The sequence below is a fragment of the Streptomyces sp. NBC_01707 genome, assembly GCF_041438805.1.
Classification (GTDB): domain Bacteria; phylum Actinomycetota; class Actinomycetes; order Streptomycetales; family Streptomycetaceae; genus Streptomyces.
The window spans coordinates 5,751,638-5,767,045 of record NZ_CP109190.1 but is presented as its reverse complement, the minus strand read 5'-3'; the positions used below and the strand labels follow the sequence as shown (position 1 = coordinate 5,767,045).

At 69.8% G+C, this 15,408-nt stretch carries 15 protein-coding genes; 4 read left to right on the top strand and 11 right to left on the bottom strand.

Annotation, left to right across the window (positions count from 1 at the left end; genetic code table 11):
• Positions 1-13 precede the first annotated feature (13 nt).
• Both OG963_RS26015 and OG963_RS26010 read right to left on the bottom strand, forming a co-directional pair.
• The gene (locus tag OG963_RS26015) at positions 14-1,936 is read right to left on the bottom strand and encodes a long-chain fatty acid--CoA ligase (protein ID WP_093776316.1); all 1,923 of its coding nucleotides are present in this window, start codon (positions 1,934-1,936) and stop codon (positions 14-16) included.
• 114 nt (positions 1,937-2,050) lie between these two features.
• Positions 2,051-3,319, bottom strand: coding sequence for an acetyl-CoA C-acetyltransferase (locus OG963_RS26010; RefSeq protein ID WP_177309280.1), 1,269 nt, complete (start codon positions 3,317-3,319; stop codon positions 2,051-2,053).
• An 86-nt stretch (positions 3,320-3,405) separates the two neighbouring features.
• Here OG963_RS26010 and OG963_RS26005 point away from each other — a divergent pair, with 86 nt between their 5' ends.
• Both OG963_RS26005 and OG963_RS26000 read left to right on the top strand, forming a co-directional pair.
• Positions 3,406-4,734 (top strand): 3-oxoacyl-ACP reductase, encoded by a 1,329-nt coding sequence (locus OG963_RS26005; RefSeq protein ID WP_371799492.1) that lies wholly within the window; start codon positions 3,406-3,408, stop codon positions 4,732-4,734.
• Positions 4,735-4,739: 5 nt separating this feature from the next.
• Entirely contained in the window at positions 4,740-5,612 is an 873-nt protein-coding gene (locus tag OG963_RS26000; protein ID WP_371799491.1) for a MaoC family dehydratase, read from the top strand.
• An 11-nt stretch (positions 5,613-5,623) separates the two neighbouring features.
• Here OG963_RS26000 and OG963_RS25995 read toward each other — a convergent pair whose 3' ends face one another.
• The 6 genes from OG963_RS25995 to OG963_RS25970 form a co-directional block, all read right to left on the bottom strand.
• A complete protein-coding gene (locus tag OG963_RS25995; protein WP_030928002.1) occupies positions 5,624-6,259 on the bottom strand; it encodes a TetR/AcrR family transcriptional regulator in 636 nt (211 codons plus the stop codon).
• 245 nt (positions 6,260-6,504) lie between these two features.
• Positions 6,505-7,854, bottom strand: a complete 1,350-nt coding sequence (locus OG963_RS25990; RefSeq protein WP_093776310.1) for a dicarboxylate/amino acid:cation symporter — start codon at positions 7,852-7,854, stop codon at positions 6,505-6,507.
• Positions 7,855-8,506: 652 nt separating this feature from the next.
• On the bottom strand, positions 8,507-8,803 hold the full coding sequence (locus OG963_RS25985; protein ID WP_093776308.1) for a DUF4229 domain-containing protein: 297 nt from the start codon (positions 8,801-8,803) through the stop codon (positions 8,507-8,509).
• Positions 8,804-8,890: 87 nt separating this feature from the next.
• Entirely contained in the window at positions 8,891-9,415 is a 525-nt protein-coding gene (locus OG963_RS25980; protein WP_352304996.1) for a GNAT family N-acetyltransferase, read from the bottom strand.
• 153 nt (positions 9,416-9,568) lie between these two features.
• On the bottom strand, positions 9,569-10,732 hold the full coding sequence (gene mqnE / locus OG963_RS25975) for an aminofutalosine synthase MqnE (protein WP_093776306.1): 1,164 nt from the start codon (positions 10,730-10,732) through the stop codon (positions 9,569-9,571).
• 115 nt (positions 10,733-10,847) lie between these two features.
• Positions 10,848-11,303: an Lrp/AsnC family transcriptional regulator gene (locus tag OG963_RS25970; protein WP_030928011.1), complete on the bottom strand. Its 456-nt coding sequence runs from the start codon at positions 11,301-11,303 to the stop codon at positions 10,848-10,850.
• A gap of 132 nt (positions 11,304-11,435) precedes the next feature.
• On the opposite strand from OG963_RS25970, the gene OG963_RS25965 reads away from it, so the two are divergent.
• Positions 11,436-11,570: a hypothetical protein gene (locus OG963_RS25965; RefSeq protein WP_256224108.1), complete on the top strand. Its 135-nt coding sequence runs from the start codon at positions 11,436-11,438 to the stop codon at positions 11,568-11,570.
• A gap of 23 nt (positions 11,571-11,593) precedes the next feature.
• On the opposite strand, the gene OG963_RS25960 is transcribed toward OG963_RS25965, so the two are convergent.
• A complete protein-coding gene (locus OG963_RS25960) occupies positions 11,594-12,256 on the bottom strand; it encodes a UbiX family flavin prenyltransferase (RefSeq protein WP_093776304.1) in 663 nt (220 codons plus the stop codon).
• Between the two features lie 146 nt (positions 12,257-12,402).
• Here OG963_RS25960 and OG963_RS25955 point away from each other — a divergent pair, with 146 nt between their 5' ends.
• Complete coding sequence (locus tag OG963_RS25955; RefSeq protein ID WP_093776302.1) at positions 12,403-13,011, top strand: rhomboid family intramembrane serine protease; 609 nt, start codon at positions 12,403-12,405, stop codon at positions 13,009-13,011.
• Here the strand turns inward: OG963_RS25955 and mqnP are convergent.
• On the bottom strand, positions 13,001-13,918 hold the full coding sequence (mqnP, locus tag OG963_RS25950; RefSeq protein WP_030928016.1) for a menaquinone biosynthesis prenyltransferase MqnP: 918 nt from the start codon (positions 13,916-13,918) through the stop codon (positions 13,001-13,003). The genes OG963_RS25955 and mqnP overlap by 11 nt on opposite strands.
• The gene (locus OG963_RS25945; protein WP_030928021.1) at positions 13,915-15,372 is read right to left on the bottom strand and encodes a menaquinone biosynthesis decarboxylase; all 1,458 of its coding nucleotides are present in this window, start codon (positions 15,370-15,372) and stop codon (positions 13,915-13,917) included. The genes mqnP and OG963_RS25945 overlap by 4 nt, the downstream gene beginning before the upstream one ends.
• Between the last annotated feature and the right edge of the window lie 36 nt (positions 15,373-15,408).

Below are 15,408 nucleotides of genomic sequence, written 5' to 3'. Positions count from 1 at the left end.
CGGGATCGTCCGCCTACCTCCGGTACAGCTCCTCGATCTCCGCCTCGAAGTCCCGCAGGATCGCGTCCCGCTTCAGTTTCAGCGAGGGCGTCAGATGTCCGCCCTCCTCCGTGAAGTCCACCGGCAGCACGACGAATTTGCGGATCGACTCGGCGCGCGAGACCAGGCGGTTGGCCTCGTCGACCGCGCGCTGGAGCGCGCCGCGCAGCTCCTGGTCCGCCACCAGGTCCCGGATCGGCACGTCCTGCTTCTTGCGCATCTGCCGCCAGTGCAGGAGCCCGTCCGGCTCCAGGGTGATCAGGGCGGTGATGAACGGGCGGTTGTCGCCGACCACCATGCACTGGCCGACCAGCGGGTGCGCGCGCAGCCAGTCCTCCAGCGGCGCCGGGGCGACGTTCTTGCCGCCCGTCGTCATGATGATTTCCTTCTTGCGACCGGTGATGGTGAGGTAGCCGTCCTCGTCGAGGGCGCCCAGGTCGCCGGTGGCGAACCACCCGCCGTCCAGTGCGGGGACGGGCGTGCCGCGTTCGGTGTCCCAGTAGCCGCGGAACACCTGGCCGCCGCTGAGCAGCACCTCACCGTCCTCCGCGATCCGCACGGCGGTGCCCGGCAGCGGCCAGCCGACCGTGCCGAGGCGCGGTTTGAGCGGTGGGGTGACGGTGGCGGCGGCCGTGGTCTCCGTCAGGCCGTACCCCTCGAAGATCTCGATGCCCGCGCCCGCGTAGAAAGCTGCGAGTCGGCGGCCCAGCGGGGAGCCACCGCAGATCGCGTACCGGACGTGTCCGCCGAGGGCCGCCCTGATGCGGCGGTAGACCAACGGGTCGTACAGGGCCCGGGCGGCCCGCAGGCCCCAGCCCGGCCCGGGACCGGTGCCGTGCTCGGCGGCCTCGACGGCCTGTCCGTACCGCTGGGCGATCCTCGCGGCGCGGTCGAACGACGAGGCGCGGCCCATCTTCTCGGCGGTCGCCCGGCCGGTGTTGTAGACCTTCTCCAGTACGTACGGGATGGCCAGCAGGAACGAGGGCCGGAAGCCCGCCAGGTCGGCGAGGAGGTCCTCGGTCCGGATGGACGGGGCGTGGCCGAGCCGGACCCGGGCGCGCAGACAGCCGATCGCGACCATCCGCCCGAAGACGTGCGACAGCGGCAGGAAGAGAAGGGTCGAGGCCGGTTCCTTGCTGACCGATTTGAAGACGGGGTGGAGGAGTTCGATGGCGTTGTCGACCTCGGCGAAGAAGTTGCCGTGGGTCAGGACGCAGCCCTTGGGGCGTCCGGTTGTGCCCGAGGTGTAGATGAGGGTGGCGGGTGTCTCCGGTTCCAGGGCCGCCCGGCGGGCGGCGACCGCGTCGTCGGGGACGTCCCTGCCGAGCGTCTTCAGCCGGCCGAGTGCGCCGGTGTCGAACTGCCACAGGTGGGCGAGATCGCCGAGCTGTTTGCGTTCCTGGCTGATCAGCCGGCCTTCCTCAGCCGTCTCCACGGCGCAGGCGACGGCGCCCGAGTCCTGGAGGATCCAGCGGGCCTGGAAGGCGGACGACGTGGGGTAGATGGGGACGGTGACGAGTCCGGCGGCCCAGCCCGCGAAGTCGAGCAACGTCCACTCGTACGTCGTACGGGCCATGATCGCGATCCGGTCGCCGGCCCGCAGGCCCTCCGCGATCAGTCCCTTGGCGACGGCGAGCACCTCGCCGGCGAACTGTTCGGCCGTCACGTCCTGCCAGTTGCCGTCCGGCTGCTTGCGGCTGAGGACGGCGTCGCCCGGGGCCTCGTGGGCGTTGTCGAAGGGGATCTCGGCCAGCGATCCGTGCCGGACGGGCGGCGCGATCGGCGGTACGGAGACCTGCCGTACCGATCCGTCCGGCGCCCTGACCTTCGTCGGCTCGACCGGAGCGGGTGGGGCGGGCGTCGCGGCAGGTGCGGGGGCAGAGGGTGACGTGGACACGAGCGGCTCCTCAACAGGGGGAAGGGCGGTTCGGCCGGTCCGTCCGGCGGCCGTTTCGTCCTCGGCCGCCGGTCGGGCTTGAAGTTGTTCTCGATCGCTGAAAGGGACCGGGAATCAGGGGCGTTCCAGGATCGCGGTGACCCCCTGGCCGCCCGCGGCGCAGATCGAGATCAGCCCGCGGCCCGGGCCTTCCCGCTCGGCGAGCAGTGCGGCGAGGGTGGCGACGATCCGCGCCCCGGTCGCGGCGAACGGATGCCCGGTGGCGAGCGACGATCCGGCCACATTGAGCCTGTCCCGGTCGACCGGGGCGAGCCCCTGCTTCTCCCAGGCGGCCAGGGTGGCGAGCACCTGGGAGGCGAAGGCCTCGTGGATCTCGACGAGGTCGAAGTCCTCGACGGTGAGCCCGGCGCGCTCCAGCATCCGCGGTACGGCGTACGCGGGAGCCATCAACAGCCCGTCATCGCCGCCCACATGGTCGACGGCGGCGGTCTCGTACAGCGAGAGATACGCCAGTGGCTCCAGGCCGTGCGCCTCGGCCCACTCGTCGCTCGCCAGCAGCACGGTGGCGGCGCCGTCGGTGAGCGGGGTCGAGTTGCCCGCGGTCATCGTCGCGTCGGGGTGGTCGGCGCCGAACACCGGCTCGAGGGTGGCGAGTTTCTCCACGGTGGAGCCGGGGCGGAGGTTCTGGTCGCGGGCCAGGCCGAGGTGGGGGACGACGAGGTCGTGCAGGAAGCCGCGTTCGTACGCGGCGGCGAGCCGCTGATGACTGGTGGCGGCGAGGAGGTCCTGCTCGGCGCGGCCGATGTCCCACTGCCGGGCGGTGATCGCCGCGTGTTCGCCCATCGAGAGCCCGGTGCGGGGTTCGGCGTTCCGCGGTATGTCGGGGACGAGATGCCGGGGCCGTATCCCCGTAAGTGCCTTGATCCGTCCGCCGGTCGACCTTGCCCGCCGGGCCGCCAGCAGCAGTCTGCGCAGTTGGTCGTTGACGCCGAGCGGTGCGTCGCTCGTGGTGTCCGTGCCGCCCGCGATCGCGGAGTCGACCGCGCCGAGCATGATCTTGTCGGCGGCGGCGATCACGGCCTGGAGCCCCGTGCCGCAGGCCTGTTGGATGTCGTACGCGGGGGTGCGCGGGTCGAGCGCCGAGCCGAGGACGGTCTCGCGAGCGAGGTTGAAGTCCCGGCTGTGCTTGAGGACGGCGCCTGCGACGAACTCGCCGACCTGCTGCCCCTGAAGCCCGAACCGTTCGACCAGACCGTTCAGTGCGGCGGTGAGCATCTCCTGGTTGGAGGAGTGTGCGTACGGGCCGTCGGAGCGCGCGAACGGGATCCGGCTGCCGCCGATGACCGCGACCCGGCGCGGCTGCGGGAGAGCAAGGGGGATCATCTCGACCAACTCATCTCGACCTGCTCCTGACTCTTGAGTAACCTTACTCCGCAGTAAAATCTACGACCGCGCAGGGAGTCTGGACAATGGCCGACCGCTATCTGCACTTCACCGGCACAGCACCCGGCCGATTTCTGACCCGGAAGCTCGGCCTGCCGCAGCCGGCGCGGCTGCGTCGCTGGTCGCTCGAGACGCAGTCGCTGGACGGCCCGCTGCTGCACCTCACGGCGGGCGACTCAGCCGTTGTGCGGGAGCTGGGTGCGGTCCTGGCCGCGACCGGCCTCACGGTGGTCCGGAGCGCCGAAGCGACATCCCGCCCTGCGGGGATCGTGGTGGATGCGACGGCAGTTGCCACCGCCGCCGGACTCGGCGACGTGCACGCGGCACTGCACCCTGTCGTACGTTCGCTGGCACCGGGCGGCCGGATCGTGATCGTCGGGGTGCGGCCGTCGGCCGACGACCACCATCAGGCGGCTGCCCAGCAGGCTCTTGAGGGGTTCGTGCGCTCGCTCGGCAAGGAGATCGGCAGGGGCGCCACCGTCCAGCTGCTCCGGATCGAACCGGGTGCGGCCGCCTCGGCGGAGTCCACCCTTCGGTTCCTGCTCTCGCCCCGGTCCGCGTACGTCAGCGGCCAGGTCGTCGAACTCACCGGCGCCGCGCCCGATCCGGCCGCCGACCCGGCCGCACCGCTCGCCGGACGCACCGCGCTGGTCACCGGCGCTGCCCGCGGCATCGGCGCCTCGGTCGCGTCGGTCCTGGCACGGGACGGAGCGCAGGTCATCTGCCTCGACATCCCGCAGTCCCGGGACGAGTTGGCGCGCACCGCCGACCGGATCGGCGCGTCGGCGCTGCCGCTCGACGTCACCGCGGACGACGCCGCCGAGCGGATCGCCGCCGCGGTCCCCGACGGCCTGGACATTCTCGTCCACAACGCGGGCATCACCCGGGACCGGCGGCTCGCCAACATGCCCGCCGACCGCTGGACCCAGGTCGTCGAGGTCAACCTCGACAGTGTGCTGCGCACCACGGACGCGCTGCTCGATGCGGGCACCATCAACCGGGGCGGCCGGATCGTCGCCACCGCGTCCATCGCCGGCATCGCGGGCAACACCGGTCAGACGAACTACGCGGCCAGCAAGGCGGGCATCATCGGGCTGGTCCGCTCCCTGGCCCCGCGCGCCGCCGCCGACCACGGCGTCACGGTCAACGCGGTCGCCCCCGGCTTCATCGAGACCAAGATGACCGCCGCCGTCCCCCTCTTCATCCGGGAGGCGGGCCGCCGGATGAACTCCCTCGCGCAGGGCGGACTTCCGGTCGATGTGGCGGAGACGACCGCGTGGTTCGCCCAGCCCGCTTCGGCGGCCGTGAACGGCCAGATCGTGCGGGTCTGCGGCCAGAGCCTGCTCGGGGCGTGACGTCGATGTCGACCACTGCCACTTCCCGGGGTCTGACCGCATCACTGGTACGAGGCGCCGTCACGTCCCCGTTCAAGCGGGCGGGCCGGCCCGGCGCCGCACTGCCGGCCGACCGCCTGGTGGCCCGGGACGTTCGGATCGCCCCCGGTCCCCTCGCCTCGTACAGCAGGATCTGCGGCTTCTCCGAGCCGGACACAATGCCGCTGACGTACCCGCATGTGCTGGGCTTCCCGCTCGCGATGCGGCTGATGACCGGACGCAGCTTCCCGCTTCCCGTCGTCGGGCTGGTCCACACCTGGATCGAGATCACCCGGCTCCACGCGCCGCACCCCACGGAAGCACTCGAACTCACCGTGTACGCCGATGCGTTGGTGCCTCATCGGCGGGGCACCGAGGTGACGATGACGACCGAGGCGCGGTCGGGCGGCGAGCTGGTGTGGGAGTCCCGCAGCGGCTATCTCTCCCGCCACTCGACACGCGGGGTCCCGCCCGCCGCCGAGGTCGGGCCTCGCGTCCTCCCCGCGGTCGAACTCCCCGCGGCCGCCGAGTGGCGGCTCCCCGGCGATCTGGGCCGTCGTTACGGCGCCGCGTCGGGTGACCGGAACCCGATCCACCTGTATCCGCTCACCGCCCGGCTGTTCGGCTTCCCGAGACCCATCGCACACGGCATGTGGACGGTCGCCCGCTGTCTGGCCGAGACCGCCGAACCGGACAGGATCCGTTACGTCCGGGCCGACTTCAGGGCCCCCGTCCCGCTCCCGGCGACCGTGACGTACGCGGTGGACGGCGCGGGCAGCTCCTTCCAGCTCCGCAGCGGCGGTGGCCGCGTCCACCTCACCGGGACGATGGCACGGGACGGTGCGCGGACGGAGTCCTGAGCGGCCGGCCGCTACGCCCGAGCGGCTGCCTGGGCCCGTGGCGCCCACGGGCGGCCGTGCATGAGATTCTCCAGGCCCGCCCACGAGAAGTTCATCAGCGTGGCCGCGGCCTCCTTCGCCGAGACGCCCGGGGTGTCGTTCGCCCAGCCGGCGAGCGACTCCGCGGCCCCCACGAGCGCCTGCGCCAGGCCCGACACGTCGCGGTCCGGGAGCGCCGGATCGTGGTGCGCCTCACGTGCGGCGGCGCCGATCAGACCCGTCACGAACGCAACGATCTCGTCCCGCATCACCATGACCTCGGTGGCGAACGGCTCCCCGTGCGTACGTGCCTGCCGGTGCAACACCGCCCAGCCGTCCGGGTTCTCCGCGGTGTGCGTGAAGAACGCCCGCAGCCCGGCCCACAGTTGCCGGTCCGCCGTCAGCCCCGGCTCCACCCCCGACCGCACCGCTGCGACCAGCGCCTTTGCCTCGCGCTGGATACAGGAGGTGAAGAGCTCCTCCTTGGAATTCAGGTACAGATAGACCAACGGCTTGGACACACCGGCCAGCTCCGCGATCTCGTCCATCGAGGCGGCCCGGTATCCACGCTGCCCGAATGTCTGCACCGCGGCGTCCATCATCTGCTGCTCGCGCACGGCACGCGGCATCCGTTTGCTCTTCACAGCACCCACGTCCGACTTCCTCCCACCCCACTGCGCCACTCCTCGGCAAGAGTACGGCGCGGGCTCCTCCGGCGGCGTACGAAGAAGCCTTCCCGGGCCGTCCAGTGGCCGGTTTCACCTCCGCCGGAAGTCACGACTTCCCCCGCGCTCCGGCTCCCCCTCAGGACGCGCACAACGGCGAGCGCCCCCGGTCCACGAAGGACCGGGGGCGCTCGCCGAAGGTGTGCCCGTTACGCGGCCACCGGGACGCCCACCGGCTCCGCGTCGCGCACCTCGTCGTCGACCGGGGAGGACGAGGCCGAGTTGTACGCGTCGAGGTCGAGAATCTTCTCGCGTGCCGAGACGATCACCGGGACCAGCGCCTGGCCGGCCACGTTGGTGGCCGTACGCATCATGTCCAGGATCGGGTCGATGGCCATCAGCAGGCCCACGCCCTCCAGCGGCAGCCCCAGCGTGGACAGCGTGAGGGTCAGCATGACGGTCGCACCGGTGAGACCGGCGGTGGCCGCCGAGCCGATCACCGAGACGAACGCGATCAGGATGTAGTCACCGACACCCAGCTGGACGTCGAAGATCTGCGCGATGAAGATCGCCGCCAGCGCCGGGTAGATCGCGGCGCAGCCGTCCATCTTCGTCGTCGCCCCGAACGGGACGGAGAACGAGGCGTACTCCTTCGGAACACCGAGGCGCTCGGTGACCTTCTGGGTGACCGGCATCGTGCCGACCGAGGAGCGGGAGACGAAGGCCAGCTGGATCGCGGGCCAGGCGCCCTTGAAGAACTGGAGCGGGTTGACCTTGGCGACCGTGGCGAGCAGCAGCGGGTACACGCCGAACAGCACCAGGGCGCAACCGACGTAGACGTCGACGGTGAACGTCGCGTACTTGCCGATCAGGTCCCAGCCGTAGTCGGCGATCGCGTAGCCGATGAGGCCCACGGTGCCGAGCGGGGCGAGGCGGATGACCCACCACAGGGCCTTCTGGAGGAGCTCCAGGATCGACTCGCTGAGGGTGAGGATCGGCTGGGCCTTCTCGCCGAGCTGGAGCGCGGCGATACCGGCGACGGCGGCCATGAAGACGATCTGCAGGACGTTCAGCTCGGTGAACGGGGTGATCACGTTCTCCGGGATGATGCCGGTCAGGAAGTCGAGCCAGGAGCCCGCGTGCTCAGGCTTGGCGCCGTCCTTCGGGGTCAGGCCGGTGCCGGCGCCCGGGTTGGTGATCAGGCCGATCGCCAGGCCGATGGCGACCGCGATCAGCGAGGTGATCATGAACCAGAGCAGGGTGCGGGTGGCCAGCCTGGCGGCGTTGTTGACCTTCCGCAGGTTGGTGATCGACACCAGGATCGCGAAGAAGACGAGGGGCGCGACGGCCAGCTTCAGCAGCTGGACGAAGATGTGGCCGACCTTGTCGAGCGTGGTGTACAGCCAGCCGATGTCGTAGCTGCGGGCGAGCCAGCCGAGCAGCACGCCGAGGACCAGACCGGCGACGATCTGGGCCCAGAACGGGACCTTGGGTATACGGAAACCGGAGCCGGACTGCCGGCCGGTGCCGGCGGTGGCGGACGCGGGATTCGCGGACACGGACACACTCCAGATGTGACGTATCGGGGCGCACGGGAACGGCGCGGGGGACGGGGGTGCGGCGCCCGCGTCAGGGGCGGCTGTGACCGAGAACGGTAGGTGGCGGATCGCGCTTGCTCCGGTGCAGGTCAGAGGCGTTCGGAGAAAGCTGGTTGGCAGATCACGAGAAGGATTGTTGGCAGACCATGCCACCTTCGGCCCCGACCGTGAGCACGTCACCGCAGGTGGGCGCGCTAGTCCTCGGTGTGACCGAAGGATCCGCCAACAATCCTTCTCGCCCGCCACCTAAAGATCTCGGTCACAGCGGCGCCGCTGCATGATGCCGGTTCAGACGTTGCGGCAACAGACCGCGGACATACAGCGGCAGAGATCGACATGCAGGCGCACCACGAGCTCAAGGCCGGCTCGATGGCGAGGGCGCACAGCTGTCTTCATGTCGAACACGTTAACACTTGAACTTTGAGGATCTCAAAGGTGTTCTTTGGGGAAGCCTTGGCGAGCACGCGTCCCGCACCACGCGACGGAACGCAGAAACCCCAGCACAGGAGCGGATGCTCCGGCACTGGGGCGTCGAGCGAACACGGTGCGCTTGTGAGGAAACTTACGTAACCCTCACTCCGGCCTCATGCGGGCTTCACGCGGGACCGCGGCGCTACGGGGCGACGCCGTCCTCCTGGCCCTGGTTCGCCGCCAGCCGGGCCTTGGCGCGGTCGATCTTGGGGACGATCTGCGCGGACATCTCGTCGCGCTGCTTGCGCAGCAGGACGTAGCTGAGCGGCGCGGAGAGCAGCAGGGCGAGCAGGATGATCCACATGATGTTGGATCCGCCGAGCCCGGAGGGCAGCAAACCGTAGGTGACAGCCACGGCGACGACGGCGAGACAGCCGACGAAGATGCTGAGGCGCATCAGCGTGTACCGGATCGTTGCGCTCGGCTTGGCAGCGGACACGGCTGGCCTTCTCTCTACGTACGACAACCCTGCCCGACCAGTGAAGCATGCCCCGAATTCGATCACTTCGGCGGGCGGGCCGGCGAGTCACCCCAACGGGAGCAGCATGATGATGTCGTCGCGGTCGTCCCCGTCGGCGACCCTGATCGCGCCGGGCACCCGGCCGACCTCCTTGTATCCGCACGTCGCATAGAAGCGGTCGGCCCCGGTGCCGCCCCGGCAGGTGAGGCGGATGGCCTCTATCCCGTCGGTCCGGCGGGCGGCCTCCGCCGCGGCGGACATCAGCTCACGGCCGTAGCCCTTGCCCTGGTGGCCGGGATGGACCATCACCGTGTAGAGCCAGAGCCAGTGGGACATCAGCCGGTGGGTGTTGCGGACGAGGAAGGCCGTGGCGGCGACGGCCCCCTTCTCGTCGTACCCGACCAGCAGCCGGGTGCGGCCCTCGGCCATCGAGACGAGGTGCTTGACCAGTTCGGGGCGGATGTCCTCGGTGGTGACGGGTGGCACGAAGCCGACGGCACCACCGGCGTTGGAGACATCGGCCCAGAGTGCGCAGATGCCGTCCCGCAGGGTGCTGTCGAACTTGGGATCCACCTCAAATGTAAGCGCCATAGTGGCAGATTAGCTATTACAGCATGGTCGCCTCAAGCGCCGTCCACAACGCGAGAAAGCCCCGGCCGGGGACGGCGGCCGGGGCTTTCGTACCAAGAGATCCGCTCAAGAGATCCGCGACGGGCGGTTCGACGGTGGAGCGAACCGGCCGCGTCAGACCCGCATCGGCTGCGGCGCCTCACGGCGGTCCGCGTCCGGTCCCGGGTACTCGCGGATGATCTCGTACCGGGTGTTCCGCTCGACGGGGCGGAATCCCGCGTCCCGGATCAGCTCCAGCAGATCGTCGCGGCCGAGCTTGTTCGGCGTGCCGTAGTTGTCCGCGTCGTGCGTGATCTTGTACTCGACGACCGAACCGTCCATGTCGTCCGCGCCGTGCTGGAGCGCGAGCTGGGCGGTCTGCACCCCGTGCATCACCCAGAAGACCTTGACGTGCGGGACGTTGTCGAAGAGGAGACGCGAGACGGCGAACGTCTTCAGCGCCTCGGCGCCGGTCGCCATCGTCGTCCGCGCCTGCAGCTTGTTGCGGACCTTGCCGTCCTTCATGTCGACGAAGTCGTGCTGATAGCGCAGCGGGATGAAGACCTGGAAGCCGCCGGTCTCGTCCTGCAGCTCACGCAGCCGCAGCACGTGGTCGACGCGGTGACGCGGCTCCTCGATGTGGCCGTACAGCATCGTCGCCGGGGTCTTCAGACCCTTTTCGTGCGCGAGACGGTGGATGCGCGACCAGTCTTCCCAGTGGGTGTTGTGGTCCACGATGTGCTGGCGGACCTCCCAGTCGAAGATCTCCGCGCCGCCGCCGGTCAGCGACTCCAGACCGGCTTCGATCAGCTCGTCGAGGATCTCGGAGGCGGAGAGCCCGGAGATGGTCTCGAAGTGATGGATCTCGGTGGCGGTGAACGCCTTGAGGGAGACCTGCGGAAGGGCTTCCTTCAGCGCGCTGAGGGAGCGCGGGTAGTAGCGCCACGGCAGCGTGGGGTGGAGCCCGTTGACGATGTGCAGCTCGGTGAGGTTCTCGCCCTCCATCGCCTTCGCGAGACGGACGGCCTCCTCGATGCGCATGGTGTACGCGTCCTTCTCGCCCGGCTTCCGCTGGAACGAGCAGTACGCGCACGACGCGGTGCACACGTTCGTCATGTTGAGGTGCCGGTTGACGTTGAAGTGCACGACGTCGCCGTTCTTGCGCGTGCGCACCTCGTGGGCGAGGCCGCCGAGCCAGGCCAGATCGTCCGACGCGTAGAGGGCGATGCCGTCCTCACGGGTCAGCCGCTCCCCTGCGCGGACCTTCTCCTCCAGCTCGCGCTTGAGCCCGACGTCCATGCGGCTGCCTCCCAGATGTCTCTGACGTGCTGTGCGGTAAGTGCGCTCCCCCCGGGACACCCTGTGGAACCCCCGGTGGAACCCCTGGTCACCCGGGGGCTCCACCACGTTACGCCTACGACTCCTCGGGAAGTTCCCCGACCCGGTTCTCCCACTTGGTGGAGAGCACGATCGTGGTGCGGGTACGGGAGACGCCCTTCGTACCGCTGAGCCGGCGAATGGTCTTCTCCAGGCCGTCGACGTCACCGACGCGCACCTTGAGCATGTACGAGTCGTCGCCCGCGATGAACCAGCAGTCCTCGATCTCCGCGAGGTCCTTGAGCCGGCGCGCGACGTCCTCGTGGTCGGCGGCATCGGAGAGCGAGATGCCGATCAGGGCCGTGACCCCGAGACCGAGTGAGGCGGCGTCGACGGTGGCGCGGTAGCCGGTGATGACACCGGCGGTTTCCAGCCGGTTGATGCGGTCGGTGACGCTGGGCCCGGAGAGCCCGACGAGCCGCCCGAGCTCGGCGTACGAGGCCCTGCCGTTCTCCCTGAGGGCCTGGATGAGCTGCCTGTCCACCGCGTCCATATGACTGAAACCTTCCATTGTTCAGCAGTACCGCGAGTTTACGTATAGAATCTAAGGCACACAGGGTTCACGCCCTGCAGATCTTTCAGATTTTCAAAGAAGTTCTTTCGAATCCTCAGGAGTGAAGACACCGTGTACACGATCGAGATGGCCTACGCCCGGATGCGCGAGCTGCAGGACCTGGCCAACCGCTCGCGTGCCCACCAGCCCGCCGCCGCGCGCGAGATCGACCGGACCCGCACCCAGCGCGCCCCGAAGAAGCGCTGACCCCCGGCCCAACCGGGCCGGCCTCAGTCACGGGAGCCACCGAGCTCCCCCTCCCACCGGCGGTACAGCCGATGCGGCACCGCTGCCGCGTCGAGCACCCGCCCCGCGACGAAGTCCACCAGATCCTGGATGTGCGTCGCGCCCGCATAGAACGCCGGAGAGGCGGGCAGCACCACGGCGCCCGCCTCGTCCAGGGCCACCAGATGCTTCAGTGTCTGACCGTTCAGCGGAGTCTCGCGCACCGCGACGACCAGCTTCCGCCGCTCCTTGAGCGTCACGCTCGCGGCCCGCTGCAGCAGATCCTTCGAAAGCCCGAGCGCCACTCCGGCCACACAGGCCGTCGAGGCCGGCACGATCAGCATCCCCTTCGCCGGGTACGAGCCGGAGGACGGCCCGGCCGCGAGATCACCGGCCGCCCAGTGCCGCACCCGGTCGACCTCGACATCGAAGGTGTGCGGCTTCCCGTCCGCCCCGCGCGCCAGCCAGCTCCGCAGGTCCTCCTGCCAGTGCGCGTCACGGAAGGCGATCCCGGTCTCGTCCAGCAGCGTCAGCCGCGAGGCCCGGCTCACCACCAGATCGACGCTCTCCCCCGCGGCCAGCAGGCCGCGCAGCACGGCGGCGGCGAATGGTGTGCCCGAAGCACCGGAAACCCCGACAATCCAAGGCTGCCGCTGCTGCTGACTCACTGAAGTCCCGGATTCCACACACCCGAGCCTATCCGGCGCACGGCCTGCGGAACCGAGTGAGGGGTTTCGGGCGTTCCGACAGATGAAGGACAGGCCCGGGACAGAGCCCAGGGCGGCTGTGAACGGCCACGGACAGGGGGGCGGCCATGACCGGTACCCGTACAGACACCTCGGCACGTGCGGTGACGGCCGGCGCGTTGATGCTGGGCTGGATCGCACTGCTGTGGGTGCTCGAATCCATCGACATGGCGACCGGTCAGGCCCTCGACACCTACGGCGTCACCCCGCGCGAGCCGAGCGAGCTGCTCGACATCGTGCCCGCCGCGTTCCTGCACAGCGGGTGGGAGCATGTCGCCTCCAACACGCTCCCGCTGCTGGTCCTCGGCTTCATCGCCGCCCTCGGCGGGATACGCCGGTTCGCCGCCGTCGCCCTCACCGTCATCGTGGTCAGCGGCCTCGGCGTCTGGCTGACCGCACCGCCGAACACGGTCACGCTCGGCGCGTCCGGCGTCGTCTTCGGCCTCTTCGGCTATCTGCTGGTCCGCGGCTTCGTCGACCGCAGACCGCTCGACATAGTGGTGGGCGTCGTGATCGCCGTGGTCTACGGCTCGCTGCTGTGGGGCGTGCTGCCGACCGACTCCGGCATCAGCTGGCAGGGGCATCTGTTCGGGCTGATCGGAGGGGTGGGCGCGGCGTTCGTGTTCCGCCGCCCGCGCCGCGCCCCCCGTGCCGTGCCCCCTGCCTTCACGGCGTGAGGCCGCGCACCAGCAGATCCAGCAGGGCGCACGCGAACAGCGCGATCCCGATGAACCCGTTGACGGAGAAGAACGCCCGGTTCAGCCGGGACAGGTCGTGCGGCCGCACCACGCGGTGCTCGTACACGAACGCCACGGCGACGATCACCATGCCGATCCAGTAGAAGAGCTCCGCGCCCGTCGCGAGCCCGAACCACACCAGCAGCCCGGTCGTCACCACGTGGCAGACCCTGGCCCCCCAGAGCGCCGCCGGGATTCCGAAGCGGGCCGGGACCGAGAGCACGCCGTGCGCGCGGTCCGCCTGGACGTCCTGGCAGCCGAAGATCAGGTCGAAGCCACCGATCCAGACACCGACCGCGAGGCCGAGGATCACCGCGTCCCACGACCAGCTGCCGGTGACCGCGAGCCAGGCGCCGATGGGCCCCATGGCCTGCGCGACACCCAGGATGGCGTGCGGGTAGTGGGTGAACCGCTTGCCGTACGGATAGACGACCATCGGTACGACGGCGATCGGCGCGAGCGCCAGACAGAGCGGGTTCAGCAGGGCGGCGGCCCCGAGGAAGACGACGACGGCGACGAGCGCACCCGTCCACGCCGACCTCACGGTGACGGCACCGGTGACCAGCTCGCGATTGGCGGTACGCGGGTTCCGCGCGTCGATCTCGCGGTCGATGATCCGGTTCGCGGCCATCGCGAACGTCCGCAGCCCGACCATCGCGACCGTGATGAGCAGCAGCCGCCCCCAGTGGATGTTCTCGTCGAGCTGGAACATCGCGCTCAGCGCGGCGATGTAGGCGAAGGGCAGCGCGAAGACCGAGTGCTCGATCATCACGAGCCGCAAGAACGCCTTGACCCTGCCGGTCGGTTGCGCGGGCCCGGGGCCCAGCGCCGCTTCGGCCGCACTCACAGCCCGTACTCCTTCCACCGGCGGTCGACCTTCGCCGCCGTCTCCGGGTCGGACTCGACCATGTTCGGCCAGCCCCCGTCCCGGGTGTAGCCCTCCTCGGGCCACTTCTTCGTCGCGTCGATGCCGGCCTTGCCGCCCCAGAACTGCTGGTAGGAGGCGTGGTCGAGATGGTCGACCGGGCCTTCGGTAACGGTGAGGTCCCGGGCGTAGTCGGTGTTGCCGAGCGCCCGCCAGGAGACCTCGTGCAGATCGTGGACGTCGCAGTCGGAGTCCACGACGACGATCAGCTTGGTCAGCGACATCATGTGCGCGCCCCAGATGGCACTCATCACCTTCTGGGCGTGCTTCGGGTACTTCTTGTCGATCGAGACGATCGCACAGTTGTGGAAGCCGCCGGACTCGGGCAGGTGGTAGTCCACGATGTCCGGCACGATGATCTTCAGGAGCGGCAGGAAGAACCGCTCGGTGGCCCGCCCCAGCGGGCCGTCCTCGGTCGGCGGCCGGCCCACCACGATCGACTGGAGCAGCGGACGCTTCCGCATGGTCACGCAGTCGATGGTGAGCGCGGGGAAGGGCTCCTGCGGCGTGTAGAACCCGGTGTGGTCGCCGAACGGCCCCTCGGGAAGCATCTTCCCGGGCTCCAGCCACCCCTCGATGACGACCTCCGCCTGCGCCGGGACCTGCAGCGGCACGGTCTTGCAGTCGACCATCTCGATCCGCTTGCCCTGGATGAACCCGGCGAAGAGGTACTCGTCGATGTCGCCGGGCAGCGGGGCCGTGGAGGCGTACGTCACCGCCGGCGGCGCCCCGAAGGCGATCGCGACGGGCAGCCGCTCACCGCGCTTGGCGGCGACCTGGTAGTGGTTGCGGCTGTCCTTGTGGATCTGCCAGTGCATCCCGATGGTGCGCCGGTCGTGGCGCTGGAGCCGGTAGAGCCCCAGGTTCCGGACGCCGGTCTCCGGATGCTTGGTGTGGGTGAGCCCCAGGTTGAAGAAGGAGCCGCCGTCCTCGGGCCAGGTGAAGAGCGCGGGCAGCTGATCCAGGTCCACGTCGTCGCCGGTGAGGACGACCTCCTGCACGGGGGCGTTGTCCGACTTCACCTTCTTCGGCGGCACGTGCACCATCGAGCCGAGCTTCCCGAACGCCTCGCGCACGCCGACGAAGCCGTGCGGCAGCTCCGGCTTGAGGAGGCCGCCGATCTTGTCGCTGATGTCGGTGTACGACTTCAGCCCGAGCGCCTTCAGCAGCCGCCGGTCGGTCCCGAACACGTTCATGGCCAGGGGCATCGACGAGCCCTTGACGTTCTCGAAGAGCAGGGCGGGCCCGCCCGCCTTGTTCACCCGGTCGACGATCTCGCCGACCTCCAGATAGGGGTCGACCTCGGCCTTGATGCGCTTGAGCTCGCCCTCGCGCTCCAGCGCCCGGAGGAGGGAACGAAGATCGTCGTAAGCCATGCTGACAAGTATCTGCCACGGGCTACCCTGGCCCCG